The sequence below is a fragment of the Neobacillus ginsengisoli genome, assembly GCF_030813055.1.
The window spans coordinates 141,389-158,590 of the sequence record NZ_JAUSTW010000003.1; the positions used below are offsets into that span (position 1 = coordinate 141,389).

At 38.2% G+C, this 17,202-nt stretch carries 20 protein-coding genes; 8 read left to right on the forward strand and 12 right to left on the reverse strand.

From position 1 onward, the window contains the following. The first annotated feature begins 10 nt into the window (after positions 1 to 10). From J2S10_RS09755 to J2S10_RS09765, 3 genes are all read left to right on the forward strand, one after another. Positions 11 to 1,213 (forward strand): MFS transporter, encoded by a 1,203-nt coding sequence (locus J2S10_RS09755; protein WP_307407078.1) that lies wholly within the window; start codon positions 11 to 13, stop codon positions 1,211 to 1,213. Positions 1,214 to 1,279: 66 nt separating this feature from the next. Further along, positions 1,280 to 1,522, forward strand: coding sequence for a hypothetical protein (locus J2S10_RS09760; RefSeq protein ID WP_307407080.1), 243 nt, complete (start codon positions 1,280 to 1,282; stop codon positions 1,520 to 1,522). Between the two features lie 56 nt (positions 1,523 to 1,578). After that, positions 1,579 to 2,142 (forward strand): FAD-dependent oxidoreductase, encoded by a 564-nt coding sequence (locus J2S10_RS09765; RefSeq protein WP_307407082.1) that lies wholly within the window; start codon positions 1,579 to 1,581, stop codon positions 2,140 to 2,142. 148 nt (positions 2,143 to 2,290) lie between these two features. Here the strand turns inward: J2S10_RS09765 and J2S10_RS09770 are convergent, their stop codons facing one another. Continuing rightward, positions 2,291 to 3,157, reverse strand: coding sequence for an aldose epimerase family protein (locus J2S10_RS09770; protein WP_307407085.1), 867 nt, complete (start codon positions 3,155 to 3,157; stop codon positions 2,291 to 2,293). A gap of 20 nt (positions 3,158 to 3,177) precedes the next feature. Continuing rightward, positions 3,178 to 3,645, reverse strand: coding sequence for a MarR family winged helix-turn-helix transcriptional regulator (locus J2S10_RS09775; RefSeq protein WP_307407087.1), 468 nt, complete (start codon positions 3,643 to 3,645; stop codon positions 3,178 to 3,180). Between the two features lie 154 nt (positions 3,646 to 3,799). Between J2S10_RS09775 and J2S10_RS09780 the strand changes: the two genes are divergently transcribed. Then, positions 3,800 to 5,326, forward strand: a complete 1,527-nt coding sequence (locus J2S10_RS09780; RefSeq protein ID WP_307407089.1) for an MDR family MFS transporter — start codon at positions 3,800 to 3,802, stop codon at positions 5,324 to 5,326. 39 nt (positions 5,327 to 5,365) lie between these two features. Here J2S10_RS09780 and J2S10_RS09785 read toward each other — a convergent pair whose 3' ends face one another. The 7 genes from J2S10_RS09785 to J2S10_RS09815 all read right to left on the reverse strand — a co-directional run bounded on the left by J2S10_RS09785 (position 5,366) and on the right by J2S10_RS09815 (position 10,903). Beyond that, on the reverse strand, positions 5,366 to 6,094 hold the full coding sequence (locus tag J2S10_RS09785) for a VC0807 family protein (protein WP_307407092.1): 729 nt from the start codon (positions 6,092 to 6,094) through the stop codon (positions 5,366 to 5,368). 239 nt (positions 6,095 to 6,333) lie between these two features. Beyond that, positions 6,334 to 6,735, reverse strand: coding sequence for a cytosolic protein (locus J2S10_RS09790; RefSeq protein WP_307407095.1), 402 nt, complete (start codon positions 6,733 to 6,735; stop codon positions 6,334 to 6,336). Positions 6,736 to 6,839: 104 nt separating this feature from the next. Beyond that, positions 6,840 to 8,324: an aldehyde dehydrogenase family protein gene (locus tag J2S10_RS09795; RefSeq protein WP_307407097.1), complete on the reverse strand. Its 1,485-nt coding sequence runs from the start codon at positions 8,322 to 8,324 to the stop codon at positions 6,840 to 6,842. 220 nt (positions 8,325 to 8,544) lie between these two features. After that, complete coding sequence (locus J2S10_RS09800; RefSeq protein WP_307407099.1) at positions 8,545 to 9,483, reverse strand: magnesium transporter CorA family protein; 939 nt, start codon at positions 9,481 to 9,483, stop codon at positions 8,545 to 8,547. A gap of 11 nt (positions 9,484 to 9,494) precedes the next feature. Then, on the reverse strand, positions 9,495 to 9,626 hold the full coding sequence (locus tag J2S10_RS09805) for a hypothetical protein (RefSeq protein WP_307407102.1): 132 nt from the start codon (positions 9,624 to 9,626) through the stop codon (positions 9,495 to 9,497). Positions 9,627 to 9,701: 75 nt separating this feature from the next. After that, entirely contained in the window at positions 9,702 to 10,604 is a 903-nt protein-coding gene (locus tag J2S10_RS09810) for a cation diffusion facilitator family transporter (RefSeq protein WP_307407105.1), read from the reverse strand. 161 nt (positions 10,605 to 10,765) lie between these two features. Continuing rightward, entirely contained in the window at positions 10,766 to 10,903 is a 138-nt protein-coding gene (locus tag J2S10_RS09815; RefSeq protein WP_307407108.1) for a hypothetical protein, read from the reverse strand. 102 nt (positions 10,904 to 11,005) lie between these two features. Here J2S10_RS09815 and J2S10_RS09820 point away from each other — a divergent pair, with 102 nt between their 5' ends. Beyond that, positions 11,006 to 11,188 (forward strand): YozQ family protein, encoded by a 183-nt coding sequence (locus J2S10_RS09820; protein WP_307407110.1) that lies wholly within the window; start codon positions 11,006 to 11,008, stop codon positions 11,186 to 11,188. Positions 11,189 to 11,233: 45 nt separating this feature from the next. On the opposite strand, the gene J2S10_RS09825 is transcribed toward J2S10_RS09820, so the two are convergent. Further along, on the reverse strand, positions 11,234 to 11,992 hold the full coding sequence (locus J2S10_RS09825; protein ID WP_307407113.1) for a yteA family sporulation protein: 759 nt from the start codon (positions 11,990 to 11,992) through the stop codon (positions 11,234 to 11,236). A gap of 432 nt (positions 11,993 to 12,424) precedes the next feature. Between J2S10_RS09825 and J2S10_RS09830 the strand changes: the two genes are divergently transcribed. Together J2S10_RS09830 and J2S10_RS09835 are read left to right on the forward strand one after the other, a co-directional pair. Next, positions 12,425 to 12,586, forward strand: coding sequence for a hypothetical protein (locus J2S10_RS09830; protein ID WP_307407115.1), 162 nt, complete (start codon positions 12,425 to 12,427; stop codon positions 12,584 to 12,586). A 105-nt stretch (positions 12,587 to 12,691) separates the two neighbouring features. Continuing rightward, complete coding sequence (locus tag J2S10_RS09835; protein ID WP_307408103.1) at positions 12,692 to 14,002, forward strand: amino acid permease; 1,311 nt, start codon at positions 12,692 to 12,694, stop codon at positions 14,000 to 14,002. Between the two features lie 156 nt (positions 14,003 to 14,158). On the opposite strand, the gene J2S10_RS09840 is transcribed toward J2S10_RS09835, so the two are convergent. Further along, positions 14,159 to 14,785: a LysE family transporter gene (locus tag J2S10_RS09840; protein WP_307407117.1), complete on the reverse strand. Its 627-nt coding sequence runs from the start codon at positions 14,783 to 14,785 to the stop codon at positions 14,159 to 14,161. Positions 14,786 to 14,907: 122 nt separating this feature from the next. After that, on the reverse strand, positions 14,908 to 15,942 hold the full coding sequence (locus J2S10_RS09845; RefSeq protein WP_307407119.1) for a glycosyltransferase family 2 protein: 1,035 nt from the start codon (positions 15,940 to 15,942) through the stop codon (positions 14,908 to 14,910). A gap of 171 nt (positions 15,943 to 16,113) precedes the next feature. Here J2S10_RS09845 and galU point away from each other — a divergent pair, with 171 nt between their 5' ends. Continuing rightward, positions 16,114 to 16,998, forward strand: a complete 885-nt coding sequence (gene galU / locus J2S10_RS09850) for a UTP--glucose-1-phosphate uridylyltransferase GalU (RefSeq protein ID WP_307407121.1) — start codon at positions 16,114 to 16,116, stop codon at positions 16,996 to 16,998. Positions 16,999 to 17,202 lie beyond the last annotated feature (204 nt).

Consider the following 17,202-nt stretch of genomic DNA (forward strand, 5'->3'; position numbering starts at 1 on the left):
AGTGCCGAACATGAACAAACCTAAATTATGGACAAAGAATTTTATTAGTATTTCCTTAAGTAACTTTTTTCTGTTTTTAACTTTTTATATCCTGCTCGTTACCCTTCCTATTTTTGCATTAAAGGATTTTCACAGCAGTGCTACACAGGCAGGATTAATGACAACTGTATTTTTACTTTCAGCGATCATATCACGGCCGCTCGCCGGTCAATGGCTTGAGAAGGTCGGGAATAAAAAAGTACTGTTAACGGCTCTAATCATATTCGCAGGTGCTTCACTTCTATACTTTTTCCCGAAAACGGTCATGGGTTTCTTAGCGATTCGTTTGTTACATGGGGTTGGCTTTGGGATGGCGACAACAGCTGTCGGGACCATTGTTGCTGATATCATCCCAATTTCACGCCGCGGAGAAGGAATGGGATACTTTGTAATGTCGACAAATATGGCGATGGTATTAGGTCCATTTTTCGGTTTGATGGCCATTCAACAATGGGGCGCACAAATATTGTTCATCGTAAGTGTGATAGTTGCCTTCGGTGCTTTGGTTACGGGTTTAAGTGTCAAGATTACGAAAACGGAACACTCGAATCAATCAGCTTTTTCCATTCGAAACCTTATCGAACCTTCTGCTGTTCCGATCGCGATTGTTGGCGGCTTCCTGGCGATCGTTTATTCTGCCCTGTTATCTTTCGTATCGGTTTATGCAAATGAAATTCATCTTGAACATGTTTCAAGTCTTTTCTTTGTGGTCTATGCCATTGTGTTGTTAATGTCTAGACCGTTTACGGGAAAATGGCTGGATCGGTATGGTCCAAACGTTATTTCCTACCCGGCTATCTTTCTTTTTGCCATGGGAATGTTTGTTTTAGGTAAAAGCGGTGGAGCGGTCACATTCCTCGTTTCAGCCGGAATGATTGGTTTAGGCTGGGGAACTCTTTTTCCAACCTTTCAAACGATTGCCATTCAAGATGCTGCACCGAGAAAAAGAGGCTTAGCAACGGCAACCTTTTTATCGATTTATGATACCGGCATTGCCTTGGGTTCGTTTTTAGTGGGCTTAGTTGTGGCAAAAATGGATTATAGTTCTTTATATTTCTTATCCTCCTTCTACGTTCTGATCGGGGCTGTTCTCTATTACTTTTTGCATACACGCAAACGGGCTGTCTCAGAGAAATTAACTAGCCGGGAGAATTTAACGGTAAAAGAGTCATAAAACACCTCGCCAATACGCTCTTACTGTAATATAATGGATTGTACTATTATATTAGGAGTGAATATTATGGCCAAGTCCAAAGCCAAAAAACTGCGCGAAAAGCTGACGCGGGAAGGAAGACTGAATCCTGAAGCAAAGCGAAGTCCCTTTGTTTTTACTGACATGAGAACAAGGACAACCAAGACGAAAAGAGATCATTTATATCAATTTAAACATAAGAACCATCAATCCCAAGAAGGAAATGATGGTTCTTTTTATTTTGCTTTTCTGCATCAAATTGGTAAGGAAGCACTTTCATTTACAATTTAATCCTATATAAGGTACACTTTATTTATAATAACTATAAATATTAGGAGGTATGTATTATGTTTGATGTAGTAATTATTGGTGCCGGGGCTGCAGGCGCAAGTGCGGCATTATTTACGGCAAAAGCCGGTAAGAAAACATTGGTTCTCGATAATGATAAAAGCATGACAAAACGAGCATGGATTGAAAATCATTATGGCGTATTGGAAATTACCGGGCCGGAACTTATTGAAATCGGTAAAAAGCAGGCAAGCAAATTTGGTGCTGAAATTGTCCAAGCTACCGTTACGAACGTTACGAAAATCGAAGCCGGCTACAAAGTAGAAGCTGAAGATAATAGCTATGAAGCTAAACACGTAATCGTTGCAACCGGAGCTTTGGTAAATCTTGCGGAAACTATTGGATTAAAAACAAAGCCTGGAACTGAACCAAGAATCAAAACCGTGCTGGATGTTGATGCAGCCGGAAAAACAAATTTAGAAGGTATCTGGGCAGCCGGTACAGTTGCCGGAGTGAGTGTCCATACAATCATTACCGCCGGTGACGGAGCCAAGGTAGCTATTAATGTGGTAAGTGAATTAAACGGCGAGCGTTATGTTGACCATGATGTTTTAAAAGCGTAATTTATTAGGAGGAAAATCCTTGGTGGCTGAACGAAGCCACAGCACTTCCTAACGGATATCGTCTATTTTATGTTCGAAGACCAGAAGGCGAGAAGGTCGAGTTTTCCAAAAGGTAATGTAGAAGGCCACCGATATGCTGGCCTTCTTTTTATTGTATGGATATTCGCATAGTGGTTTTCAAGGCTTTCCCCGGCTGGACTATAACTAATTCTTCTTTTCGATTCAGTTCATTGGTTAATGCCATCCACGGTTCAACACAAACGAAATCTTGGTCTTTTTCCGTCCACAGGACAACATATTTAAATTCCTCACCATAGGTCAGCACGAAAGTTTTCTTGCGTTCTGGTAATTCAAATTCAATTTCTCTCTTGGCTGCATCCAAAAGCGCGAAAGATTCCTTCTTTTCCGTCAAATCTAAGCTTCCTTTAATCACTTTAATTTCCATATCATTATAATCCAAATAGGTTTTTGCATCGGTAATGTATGATAAGTCTTTGTGTGTTGTTCTAAAGTATGGATGAAATCCGGGATACATCGGCATTGGAGAATCGGAATGGTTTATGTATTGTTGCTGAATGTCTAAACCGCCTGCCCCTATTGTATAGGTGAAAATTAATTCAAAATCAAATGGAAATTCTTTTTTTGTTTCTTGATTACTTTTTAAACATAAGGTCATCGATGCTTGTTCTTCATTTGCCTTTGTGTTCATTACTTCCCATGGATTATTCCTTGCCACACCATGATTTTTCATTTGATAAACTTTTCCGTTCCATTCATATTCGCCGTTATCTAATTGACCTGAAATCGGAAAAAGAATCGGGATCCCGCCTCTAATATTTTTATCAGGATTATATAAAGTTTCTTTGTTTAGGAAAAGCGTTTCTTCCCCGTCTACTCCAAAACCAATAATAATTCCGCCTCGCTCGGGAACTACCTTTAACCAAGATTCAGCTTCTGAATTAACAAGCTCATAAACATCAAATTCCTTATCTTTATATACTTTAACTTGATACATAAGCTCTTTACACCCTTTCCTTAATCCAAGTGACTATTACGTTGAATTTCCTTTTCATGGATCGCAATCGTTTTTTCAATAAAACCAATAATAAGGGATAATTCTTCTTCAGTATAGTGTGAGCATAACTCTGAAAAAGATTTGTTTAACGGGACATAATGCTCTTTGATAAATGCATGACGTTCTTTAACAGGAACAATAATGACCCGACGGCGGTCGTTGGGATCTTTTTCTCTCCTCACATATCCCGCTTGCTCGAGCCTGTCGATTAAAGCTGTTACAGACCCTGTGCTAAGAGCGGTTATTTTTCCTAACTCACCAGCAGTCAGCGGTCCGACTTCATTCAAAATGTCAGCCGTTTTAAAATCAGTATGAATAACCCCAAGTGAATGAGCGGCTTTTTGTTGAAAAAGAACCGTTCTCGTGGTTAGTCTTCGTAAACCGCTAATTAATTTACTAATGAGTTCAGGATGATTGGACATAGTCATTGACAGTTTTCATCCTTCCTTTTAAAATTGAAATATCTTGATTATCAAGATATACGGTATTCTAATATTTATTTTATCTTATTCAATTTTTAAAATAAAGGAGGTTTATTAAAACTATTACATTAAATTTCAGGAATGAATAAGGAGACATTTTATGATAAAAAAAGATAATAACCTTAAGTTCGTTGTTGCGGGTCTGCTATTAGGGATTTTAATGGCTGCTATGGATAATACGATTGTAGCGACGGCGATGGGAACAATCGTGTCAGACCTTGGCGGTTTTGACAAATTTATTTGGGTAACTTCTGCCTATATGGTTGCTGTTATGGCGGGTATGCCGATTTTCGGTAAGCTGTCAGACATGTTCGGGCGGAAACGCTTTTTCATATTCGGATTAGCTGTATTTCTAATCGGCTCTGCCCTTTGTGGATTAGCGCAAAGTATCATTCAGTTAAGTATCTTCCGCGCTATCCAAGGGATTGGCGGTGGCGCTCTCATGCCGATCGCCTTTACTATTGTTTTTGATATTTTCCCACCTGAAAACCGTGGAAAAATGACTGGTTTACTCGGTGCAGTATTTGGTGCAGCCAGCGTTTTAGGACCACTGCTTGGAGCCTATATAACTGATTATTTTAGCTGGCATTGGGTGTTTTATGTAAATGTGCCGATTGGAATTGTTTCACTTATTTTGATTGTTCGTTTTTATAAAGAATCTTTACAGCATTCGAAGCAAAAAATTGATTGGGCCGGCGCAATTACTCTTGTCATCTCCGTTGTAAGCTTAATGTTTGCCCTCGAATTTGGCGGAAAAGAATATGATTGGAATTCACCTCAAATTATCGGGTTATTTGCAAGCTTTTTCATCTTTTTCGTTGCCTTCTTCATTGCCGAAATCAAGGCGGAAGAACCGATTTTACCGCTGTGGCTGTTTAAAAGGCGCTTATTTGCGACATCGCAAATTCTTTCCTTTTTATATGGCGGCACTTTTATTATTCTAACTGTTTTTATACCGATTTTCGTGCAAGCTGTTTACGGCGGTTCCGCTAAGAACGCCGGCTTAATTTTAACACCGATGATGTTAGGATCTGTTGCTGGAAGCTCTGTTGGTGGTATTTTTCTTACAAAGACTTCCTATCGAAACCTGATGATTATTTCGATTATTTCATACGTGGCAGGAATGTTTTTCCTTGGAAACATGACACCCGATACTGCACGTTATTTAGTGACGGTTTATATGATTCTTGTTGGATTCGGGGTCGGTTTCTCCTTCTCTTTATTGCCAACAGCGTCCATGCACAATCTCGAGCCGCAATACCGTGGTTCAGCCAACTCTACAAATTCATTCCTTCGCTCTTTTGGTATGACATTAGGAGTAACCATTTTCGGTTCCATTCAGACGAATGTGTTTACAGATAAATTGAAGATAGCATTTAAAGGAATGCAGGGAGCTGGAAATCAAGGGGCAGCATCGTTTAAAATGGGGGACCCGCGCGAAATATTCCAAGCGAGCGAACGCTCGAAGATCCCTGGCTTTATTTTAGATAAAATTGTTCATGCTATGTCGGATTCGATTACACACACATTCATGCTTGCATTAATTCCCATTGTACTTGCAGCCATTGTGATTATTTTTATGGGTAAAGCGCGAGTTCAAGTATCCAAACAAGTTATGAAAAGCTAAACATAAGACACTGGATTTGCATCCAGTGTCTTTTTTGTGTTACCTTCTTTGGTTGCTTAGAAAAAAATAATTAATTTCATAATGTTTATAGTACCAGTTAAAAGATACTATTAGCCGTTTTTTTCTCTGTTGACTATTTGACTTCATCTGATGGACCAATTTAATTTCATCTATGTTTTTATATAATAGGATAAATCCAATCACAGAAATCCCCGATATTACTAAACTTAGCGTTTGATCAATGATGATACTGTAACTGTATGCTTCTATTCCATTTTTTGAAATGGATTGAATCAGTAGTAGTGCATATAGAAGGTTGTCAATACTATTTATAACGGTCATTAATTTTAAAATGTTTAATGAATTTGTTTCTTTCAGCATTCCCTTCGTTATTTCCCTGTCATATCCCTGTAAAACCAATATATCTAAGGCAAAATACAAGAAAATAGGCTTATGAATAAAACAACTGGTAAGGTAAAGGAATGCTAGTCCTATGGAGTAAAAAGCTGAATTCCATAATACTTGTATGGATGAACGAGATAATAAAACCACTGCCATTTCAGCAACAATATTTATGATCAAAAATACCCTCGTGAAATTAAGCCCCCTAGAACGGAACAATCGATAAAAGCTATAGATAATCCCTGGCATATAGGAAAGGATTATTGCAAGATAATCATTGAAATATGGTCTGCACATTTTCCAGATTACAAGTGGAAAAAGGAAGTAAAAAAAAAGATCTAATATCAGGTTCATTTCTTTTCTCATTTAAGGTCTCCCATTTTTTGTGGACTAGTATACTTTATTTTAACTTCTATTTAATTATGTATTTTTTGACCCAATATTCTATAATCAAAAAAGGCATACAGCGAAAACTGTATACCTTTTTTATGTTTACTTGACTTACTCTAAGAATTTCCCTTCTGATAAATCGGTTAGATTCGCTGATAAAACAGTTTAAATTCATTCAAAAGGAAAACAATAGATTTTTCACAAAAAGCTTAGATTTATACCTCAAGGTCCTCCCCCTCTTGAACTATATGAAACAAGAGATGTGCGAGATGATGAATCGGTCCGTATTCTTCCTCATCAGCTTCTTCGTCGATTTCTTCATTAAATTCCAAGTCATTTAAGTAAAGTGCCATAAACTCGTAAAAATCCTTCATCTGGAAGGAGTAGCAGCCGACCGGGTCTTCATTGTCTTCTTCATATTGAAGCATCAAATAGGAAACATCTCCATCCGCATCCTCTGCATCGAAAAAGACAAAAAAGCCAACGTTTGTATCAAGATCAAATAAATGCCTTGTACCGCCTTCCGTTGCTTTATTAAATTCCTCTTGACTTAGTTTTTGAATCTGCATGCTATCTACATTATCTTCTTGATGAAAGCCAACAATAAATGATTTCATAATATCCTCCTTAAATAAGCAAATATAGGTTTAGCATACCCAATTTAACAATAAAAAAACGAGAACTGAAAGTTTTCCAGTCCTCGAATGAATTATCTTATGTTTTAATTCAACCCAACCCAGACACTCTTCACTTCAGTGTAGTTGTTCAATGCATACGATCCCATTTCCCGGCCAATGCCCGATTGTTTGAAACCGCCAAAAGGAGAAGCAGCATCGAATGCGTTGTAACAGTTCACCCAAACAGTTCCTGCACGGAGTCGTCCCGCAATATAATGTGCTTTTGACACATCCTTTGTCCAAACGCCTGCCGCCAAGCCATATTGGCTGTTATTCGCACGATCAATTAATTCATCAAGATCTTCGTATGGCAATGCCGAAATTACAGGACCGAATATCTCTTCCTTGGCAATTGTCATTTCATCACGTACATCGGCAAAAATTGTCGGGGAAACAAAATATCCTTGTTCAAAAGGCTTTTCTCCGCCGACTAACAGTTCTGCCCCTTCATTCACGCCTTTTTCTATATATCCAAGAACACGGTTTTGCTGCTCAATTGAAACGAGCGGCCCGATTTCAGTATCCGAGTGTATTCCAAAGCCCTGCTTAATTTTTTGCGCATGGCTTACCATATCAGCCACAACATTATCAAATTGTTTCTTTTGAATAAATACACGTGAGCCCGCACAGCAAACCTGTCCTTGGTTGAACATTACACCATTTAACGCACCTGGAATTGCTTTCGTTAAGTCTGCATCAGGTAAAATAATGTTTGGTGATTTTCCGCCAAGCTCCAGCGTCACTCGTTTAAGTGTTTTTGCCGCCTTTTCCATGATTAGTTTTCCGACTTCTGTGGAACCGGTAAAGGCAATTTTATCAACAAGCGGATGATCAACAAGCGGCTGGCCTGCTGTTTCGCCAAAACCGGGAACAATATTGACAACCCCTGCCGGGAATCCTGCCTCTTGAATTAGCTCTGCTAAATATAAAGCTGTTAGTGGAGTTTGTTCAGCCGGCTTTAAGACAACTGTGCATCCGGTCGCAAGAGCTGCTCCTAGCTTCCACATTGCCATTAGCAGCGGGAAATTCCATGGAATGATTTGTCCAACCACACCAACTGCTTCATGGCGGGTATAGTTAAAGTATGGTCCGTTCACAGGAATTGTCTGGCCTACGATTTTCGTCGCCCAGCCTGCATAGTAACGCATATGCTCAATCGCAAGCGGGATATCTGCAGCTGTTGTTTCCCGAATCGGCTTTCCGTTATCTAACGTTTCTAGTTGTGCAAGCTCTTCTTTATTTTGTTCCATTAAATCCGCTAGCTTGTACATTAATCGGCTGCGTTCTGCTGTACCCATTCTTGACCAAGGACCTTCATCAAAAGCTTTACGTGCAGCCTTTACTGCCCGATCAATATCTTCAGGCCCGGCTTCAAAAACTGCTGCAAGGACTTCACCGGTAGCTGGGTTATAGGTATCAAACGTTTTTTGAGAGAGACTTTCTACAAATTGACCATCAATATACAGCTTCTTTTTCCCCAATAAGAATTTCTCAACCTTTTCTTTTAAACTGACTGCTAATTGACTCAAATGTTATTCCTCCCTTTGCAATATGTACAACCTTGGAAATCTCGTAAACATTTATTGATAACGCTTACATTCCCTTGTTAATATTAGCACTTTTAAAAACTAGCAATCAACTAAAAAATGTTCAAATATTCAAAATATTTACGACAGCATTTTTAGACATCTTTCGGTACTGGATGGTTCATAATTCGTAAAAAAAACCGGCCCAAAGGAGGCCGGTATATTAAAAATACTTCTTTTTCCAAAATATTAAGGCAGTTATGCAAGATAAAAATCCTGATAATAATAGCGCAATTAAAAATGAATGAGGGCTGTGTTGAAACGGGATATTGACGTTCATTCCATAGAAGCTGGAAACCATCGTTGGAAATGAAAGAATAATTGTAATCGATGTTAAAAATTTCATGACTATATTCAAGTTGTTGGAAATAATCGATGCGAAGGCATTCATCATCCCATTCAAAATGGAGCGGTAGGTTTCCGCCATTTCAATGGCCTGCGTTTTTTCAATAATAACGTCTTCTAATAAATCCTTATCTTCCTCGTACATTTTTAAATAGTTAAAACGGAGAATTTTATCCAAAACGACCTTATTTGATTTTAAAGAGGTCGTAAAATAGACCAAACTCTTTTCTAAAGCCAAAAAGGCATATAATTCCTTATTTTTCATCGATTGATGTACTTCACGTTCAATTTCATTTGTCTTCTTATTAATTTGTTTTAGATAACGAAGATAATAAGAAGAAATCACAAACAGAATTTGCAGCGCAAACCGCGTCTTTTTAAAAGTAAAAAATTCTTTTATGCGATTTTTTCTGAACTCCTCCATGATTGGGGAATCTTTTAATGAAACAGTAATAATACAATCATCAGCCAAGACAATTCCAATAGGGATCGTTTCGTAAATTGGAAACCCTGATTCATCATGGGTAATATACGGAAAGTCGACAATAATATAAACCTGTCCGTTATCTCTTTCAATCCTCGGACGTTCTTCATCGTCCAAAGCATCTTTTATAAGATCAACATCAATCTGGGCATCATTCGCCACTTGATTTATTTCTTCTTGCGTGGGTGAATACATATTAACCCAGCAGCCTTTAGAAATCTTATCGATTTTTTCTAATACTTTTTCATCAGTGCTTTTAAAAATTTCTAACATATAAAACCTCCTCACTTTAATGTTTGAGGAAGCCATCCTACCTTTTCCAGAGCTGATATTCTTGAAGAATCCAATGCAATCAATTCAAAGATAATATTGACTTCCCCGCGCCTACTTGGGTCCGGGTCTACGGAATAACTCAAAAATATCAACTCCTTCGTACTTTTATATCCTATCCTATCATAAACCGAAACGCACGAAAGTACCAAGTAGTTTTTTTAGCTTTTAGGATCATTCGAAAAATATGGATTTAAATGAATTAACACTTCTTCGATGTTATCATTTTTCTCCATTAATTTTCTTTTAATCGCTTTAGATAGGTCATGCCCCTCTTTTATTGTTTTATAATGGTCAATGGAGATTCGAATATCGACTAAAACATAATGCCCGTGCTCTCTTGCCCTAAGCCGATCAATCCTCTTAACCTCTTGAAATTCTGAAACAATATCCATGTAATCCTGAAGTATTTCTGTGTTGATATTCCGTTCCAGTAAAATATCAAATGCTTCCATTATCATTTCTTTTGAAATTTTGAAAATTAAAAATGCGACAAAAATACTGGCTGCCTTATCACCGTAAACTAAGAAGTGAAGATTAAAGCGCTCACCTAAAATAGAAATAAGAACCCCTAGTGCAGCAGCAATGGAGGCAACAATATCAGCTTTATGGTCATAAGCAATCGCTTCAATTGCCTTACTGCTTTGTTGTTTAGCTGCCCTTAAAGATGTCCGGTATAAAATAATCTTAATGATGTAAGAAAAAATAGCCACCCACATTGCTAAAAAACTCGGCGTTTCAACTTCATGAAAGAAACCGCTAATTCCTTCGATAACAACATAAACGGCAACAAGAAAAAGCAAAATCCCGATAATTTCCGAGACGATCACTTCTGCCTTTCCATGACCATATGGGTGTTCTTTATCAGCGGGTTTATTTGAAATTTTTATCACTAATACCACAATAATCGATGCAAACACATCTGCCGCGGAATGGATTCCATCTGCAAATACGGCATCACTATTTCCATACAATCCAATGATAATTTTTCCTAGAGTAAGGAGAATGTTGCTCAGCACACTGATCCAGGCCACTTTTCTAGCCAGTGTTTCTCTCATTTCCATATTAAACCACCCCGAAAATTTCTCTTGAAATCATACCAAACAAAAGGCGGATGGGTCTAGAGAAAAAATCTTGCCCCTATACAACCTTCTCTGATAGATTTCCGCTTGTATCCTCCGAAACTTCGGTGGGAAAAAGGCCCAAGATACAATTAAATTATTGTTTACTCTTCCTGCCCATCTTTTTCATTCATTACCATTTCTTCTTCCTCATCAACAGATATTCTCGTGATTTGGTCCTGAAGGAAATGAAACGCTTCATCTAAATCTCTCCGTGATGGAAATTGGCTTTTTTTGCGCAATAAAATCAGCTCCCTATAATTTTTTCAACAGATTGTAGGAGTAATCCTTAGATAAAAAGAAGAAAATACGCATGTATCAATTTTAAAAAAGGAGTGTTTATTATGGATAAAAGGAATCTAAACGAAAATACTGAAATTGCAGGCCGCACCTTCCACCCAAGTGATTATCAAAAAGACGATTCCCTTTCTTCAGGCCTAGCCACCACCCATGAGCAGGTTAGCGATACCTACATGGAAGGAGAAATCGGTGTCGGGACAGAAAATAGCAACAAGACACAAAAATAAAATCAGAGAAAACAGCTCTCCTTAGCGAAAGCTGTTTTCTTTTTCTCATCTTTTATCATCATCCACATATGGGTCATGTTCGAATGCGGGTAAATCTCCATAGCTTGTCATAATCCCTTCGTCATCAAGTGAATCTTCATAGCGCTCATGCTCAGGATTAGGATAAACCTTAATATTTTTACCATCTATATCATTACCGACAAAATTCTCAAAATCCTCCACATAGCCAACATGCTCATCCGCTTCAATATAGATGTCATTGTATTCATCCTGCGGAAATGCCAAATCTGAAGGGGTTTCGGATGTTCCCCATTCTGCAACTGCTTGCCATGAATCCTCAGCATCAAAGGCAACATCCTCATCTTTTTCATCCATATCAAATTTACCCCACGGCGGCATCAATACACCTTCCTCTACCGGTCGATCATGAGAAACAACCTGATCAGGGCTATGCTCTTTACAGAAGGTAGTATTAGGTAAGGCTTCTAATCGCTCAACCGGAATATCTTTACCGCACACCTCACATTTTCCATACGTTCCGTTTTCCATTGCCTCCAATGCTCTATCTATATTACTAAGCAGCAATTCATAATGTTCATTTAACGCAATGTCTTTTTCGCGTTCATATAACTCGGTTGCATCATCTGCAGGATGGTTATCGTAGCTGGATAATTCCCCCATTGACTCATGAGAATGACCTCGTTCTAAGCCAAAATGGTCATTTTGCTTAAAATGTTCTTCAACCTCAGACTTTTCTTTTAATAATTGTAACCGTAACTCAGCTAACTGCTGTGTCGATAGCATATTACAAACCCCTTTCAAATTAGAAAAGCGCAAGCGCCCCGTTTAGCTTAGCGGCGTATGGACTGGAGCACACCGTATGATATAAAGGAAACACGAATCGCGTTTTTTGCGATTCGATGTTGACTTATCGTAAGGAGGTGAGCGAAGTACACTAGCCGCTGGGCGCTGAAGCTGGACAAATCTCAAAGTCAAAAATTTATACTTTCTTATCCTTTAAGAAAAGCAAGTGCGCATTCTGCGAAGCATATCTAATTTTTCCTCAGTGAACAAAATCTTTTCTTTTTATTTTCAATGAATTCGCGATTGATTATGTACTAAATTTTTAATTCCATCAAAATCCTAAAAGTTTCTTTCGCATCTGTTGGAATAAGATTCAGTTACTCGTGCAATCTTAATAATTGTTAATGCATTTAAAAGAAATGAGGGGAACCTGTGGTAAATGAAAACTGGGATAAATTTAGAAAAACTCAAGCGACACATCAGGGTGAATATTTAGGAAATGGGAAAAATCAAAAACCCGGCCTTAATGATGCAGAATATAATAACCAGGATAATACCGATAAATCGGTTGGAGCAACTGGCTTCAATTTATAAGCTTTTTTTTCAGTAATTGTAAATACTGAATGGTTGGGGATGTTTCCCCAACCTTCTTTACTTGAAGGAGGGGCGTGATTGGGTGCTTTGCAAGAAAAAAACGATATGAAATGGTGGCAGCTTTCTTTATTCGGAGTAGCGTGTACCATTGGCACAGGTTTTTTCCTTGGATCAAGTCTTGCGATTAAAATGACCGGTCCTTCCATTTTAATTGCCTTTGTAATCGCAGCAATTGGTACTTATTTAGTTTTTGATGCCCTTTCTAAAATGACGGTACAGGATCCGCAAAAAGGCGGTTTTCGCAGCTATGCTAAAAAGGCATACGGAAGGTGGGCAGGATTTAGCAGCGGCTGGGTTTATTGGTGTTCCGAAATGCTTATTATGGGAAGCCAAATGACAGCACTCTCCATTTTTTCGCGCTTTTGGTTTCCAAAGGTTCCGTTATGGATATTCGCAACCGTCTATGCGGTTCTGGGACTGGTTGTCCTATTGATTGGCGTAAAGGTATTGAACAAAGTGGAAAATATTTTGGCGATCCTCAAAATTTCTGCGATTTTAATGTTTATCATTATCGCAGGATTGGCACTTTTCGGAGTCATAGACGGTGACCGCCCTATTCAATATCCAAAAAGTTTAAAAGCATTTTTTCCTAGTGGTGTTAAAGGTCTGTGGTCTTCTGTTATCTTCGCTTTTTATGCATTCGGAGGAATCGAGATATTAGGTTTAATGGCAGCCCGATTGAAGGATCCAAAAGAAGCTCCGAAATCCGGCAAAGTGATGCTGTTTACATTAACCGCCATATATATCCTCTCAATTGGACTTGCAGTCATCATGGTAGCTTGGAGTTCCTTTAACTCAAAGGAAAGTCCTTTCGTCGTGGCATTGGCTCATTATCATTTATCCTTTGTACCGCATCTATTTAATGCAGCCTTAATTATTGCCGGTTTTTCAACAATGTCCGCATCGCTTTTTGCCGTTACAAGCATTCTGGTTACTTTAGCAGAAGAAGGAGACGCTCCTGCACTTTTTTCTAAAAAAGGCAAACTAAAGGTCCCCCTTCCTGCTTTAATTCTCACGATAATCGGAATTGCAGCCTCCATTGTGACAGCTTTAGTGATGCCTAATCGGATTTATGAATATATCACAACAGCAGCAGGGCTCATGCTCCTGTATAACTGGATTTTTATCCTTGCTTCATCAAGAAAGATTTTAGAATTAGCCGTAAAGGACAAGATTAAATATTCGCTTGGAGCCCTCTTTATTTTAATCGCCGTAAGCGGAACCGTTTTCCATGAAACAAGCAGGCCTGGATTCTTTATCAGCCTATTGTTTGTTGGCGTCATTAGTGTGATTACGTTTATCATGCATTTTAAATGGAATAAGAAAAAAGTCCTTAAGCCCTGGCCGACCGCTTAAAAGCCGGATTGGAAGAGATATTTTAACTTAGCAAAAAATAAAAGGCTGGCTCAATTGTCATTTGTAATAACCAATTGAGCCGCCTTTTTATATATCTTTCAATCTAAAACGCTGCACTTTTCCAGTGTTTGATATGTGGTAACGGAGCCGGCAGTTCTACGTTATTAAAATAGTCATAGCCTGAAATCCAAAGTAAATGCCAAAACCTATTAAAGATGCACCGGACAGAAGTGAGATCCCAATAAGCAAGCGGGTAGTTAAATACTTACGAAAATTACTTGAAATACCGGCCATCATAATATCCCAAATTAAAAGACCCATAAAAATGGCACTGCTATAAAGAATCAATTGGCTGCTTTCATAGGAGGCTGCTGTCTTGGCAAGTACGGAACCATAAATCCCCAGCCAAAATAAAATTGTTAGCGGGTTGGAAATGGACATGAAAAACCCTGAGAAAAATGATTTCACAAGCCGCTCTTTACTTCTTTTATATTCAAAGTTCAACTTGCTTGCATTTAAAAGAGTCTCAACACCTGTATAAATTAAAACAAAACACCCGAAAAGCCAAAGAAATGTTTTCATAAATGACATTTCGAGGAACTGGACCACACCTATGTAAACTACAAGCATATAAACTGCATCCGCAACAACCGCTCCAACCCCAATAAGCCATGCATGCATAAAACCGTTCCTAATTCCCCGGTCAATTTGAGCAGCATTGATTGGACCGATTGGGGCTGCCAGCGACAGCCCTAACAAAATATAGCTAAGAAAAACATTCATCCCAATCTCCCCCCATTTATGCAAAAAAGCCTGTCTTCCCATTTTTATTCAAGAAAAGAGGTTTGTACTACCAAAAATCCATAAAAAAGAGCTTTCCTTATTAGGGAAAACTCAAAATTGCATTAATTGGTTTCTGATCTATGACGGTGGTCCAGTTTATAAAACTCATCCTCAACTTTTTTATTAAGCAAATGATGTCTTGGTAAAGGCAAATTAAAAGAATCAATATCGACAATATACTTGGGCCGTTGTTTTGCCTCTTTATAGATTTTTCCAACATACTCTCCTATTAATCCAATCGCAATAAGCTGAAGTCCGCCGATTAGCCAGATGGAGGTAATAAGGGATGTCCAGCCTGTTTGGGTATCACCTAAAAATTTAAGCGTTAAAAAATATAACCCGAATAAGAGACTCATAAAAAAGGAAATAAATCCAATAATCAGTACAAACCGAATCGGAGACACCGAAAAGGAAGTGATACCGTCAAAGGCAAAGGCAAGCATCTTTTTTAACGGATATTTCGTTTCTCCCGCCTGCCGTTCTTTCCGATCATAATAGACAACATCTGAACGAAAACCAAGAAGCGGGACAATTCCTCTTAAAAAAAGATTTACTTCATTAAATCGTTCCAATTCTTGAAGTGCCCGCCTGCTCATTAAACGAAAATCGGCATGATTATAAACAAGATCGACACCCATTTTTTTCATCATTTTATAAAATCCCTGAGCAGTACTTCGTTTAAAAAAAGTATCTTTATCCCGGCATTTACGGACTCCGTAAACAATCTCGAAACCGGCATTAAATTTATAGATAAACTCCCGAATGACTTCAATATCATCTTGAAGATCAGCATCTATTGAGATCACACAATCAGAGGAATCCCTGGCGGTAAATAATCCTGCTAATAAAGCATTTTGATGACCAACATTCCTGGACAATTTTAAACCTCTGACATACTCGTTCCTCAGTCCCTCTTTATAGATAATTTCCCATGTTTGATCCTTACTTCCATCATCAACAAATAATATTCGACTGTGATGCGAAATCAGATGTTCATTCACTAGATCCACCATTAATTGCTGAAGTTGAAAAATCGTTTCCGGTAATACTGCTTCCTCGTTATAACAAGGCACCACAATGGTAAGAATTGGTTCCATTACTTGATAAAACCTCCGATATCAATAACTGTTGCTATTCATTTAAATTTCACATAATGACCGGAATTTATTCGTTTTTATTCACAAATAATGGAAAGAAAATCAAGGCCTACTAAATTTTTTTTGTCTGCATAGGATTAAATCAGGGAAAAAAAACAAGGGGTTGAATTAATGATAAAAAAAGCCGTCATTCCTGCCGCCGGATTGGGCACACGATTTTTGCCGGCAACCAAGGCGCAACCAAAGGAAATGCTGCCAATTGTAGATAAACCAATGATTCAATACATTATTGAAGAAGCTGTACTTTCAGGAATTGAGGATATCATCATCGTGACCGGTAAAAATAAACGGGCCATCGAAGACCACTTCGATAAATCACTTGAATTAGAAATGCAGTTAAAAACAACAGGAAAATATAAAATGTTAAAAGTTGTGCAAAATATCTCGAATTTGGCAGATATCCATTACGTCCGCCAAAAGGAACCATTAGGTCTTGGCCATGCCATACTTTGTGCCAAGAAATTTATTGGAAATGAGCCATTTGCCGTCTTACTCGGAGATGATATTATTGACAGTGAAACACCGGCCTTACGGCAAATGATTAATAAATTTCAAGAAGTCCAATCAAGTATCCTTGGCTGCAAAGAGGTACCGCGGACAGAAGTAATCAAATATGGAATCGTGGATTATTCCTATCATTATCAAGACATGTTTAAAGTTCAAAGTCTAATAGAAAAGCCTTCTGTTGAGACAGCTCCTTCTACCCAAGCAATTGTGGGCAGATATATTTTGAGCCCTGTGATATTTGAAATGTTAGAACGGATTAAACCTGATGCAAAGGGCGAGCTGCAATTGACAGAAGCCATCGACCTCTTGCTCGCAAGGGAACCGATTTTTTCCTATCTCATTCAAGGAAAGCGGTATGATGTAGGAGACAAAATCGGTTTTTTACAAGCTTCCATTGATTTTGCCTTAAAACGTCCGGACTTAAAAACACAGCTTGAAAAGTACTTAAGGGAGTCAGTTATAAAAGTCGAAAAAGAGGTTGACTCATAAGAGCCAGCCTCTTTAGTTTGTGAAGGTGATGGGCATTTTTGAGTTTTAGTGTTTTACTTTTGTATTATTATTTTTGTAAACAATAATGATATAGAAAATCAGGCTAATCGTTTTATACAAGGCTTTTTCGTCAATAATAGGAAAAGCGCAAGCGCCCGTTTTAGCGACGTATGGACTGGAGCACTTCGACTGAGATAAAGGAAA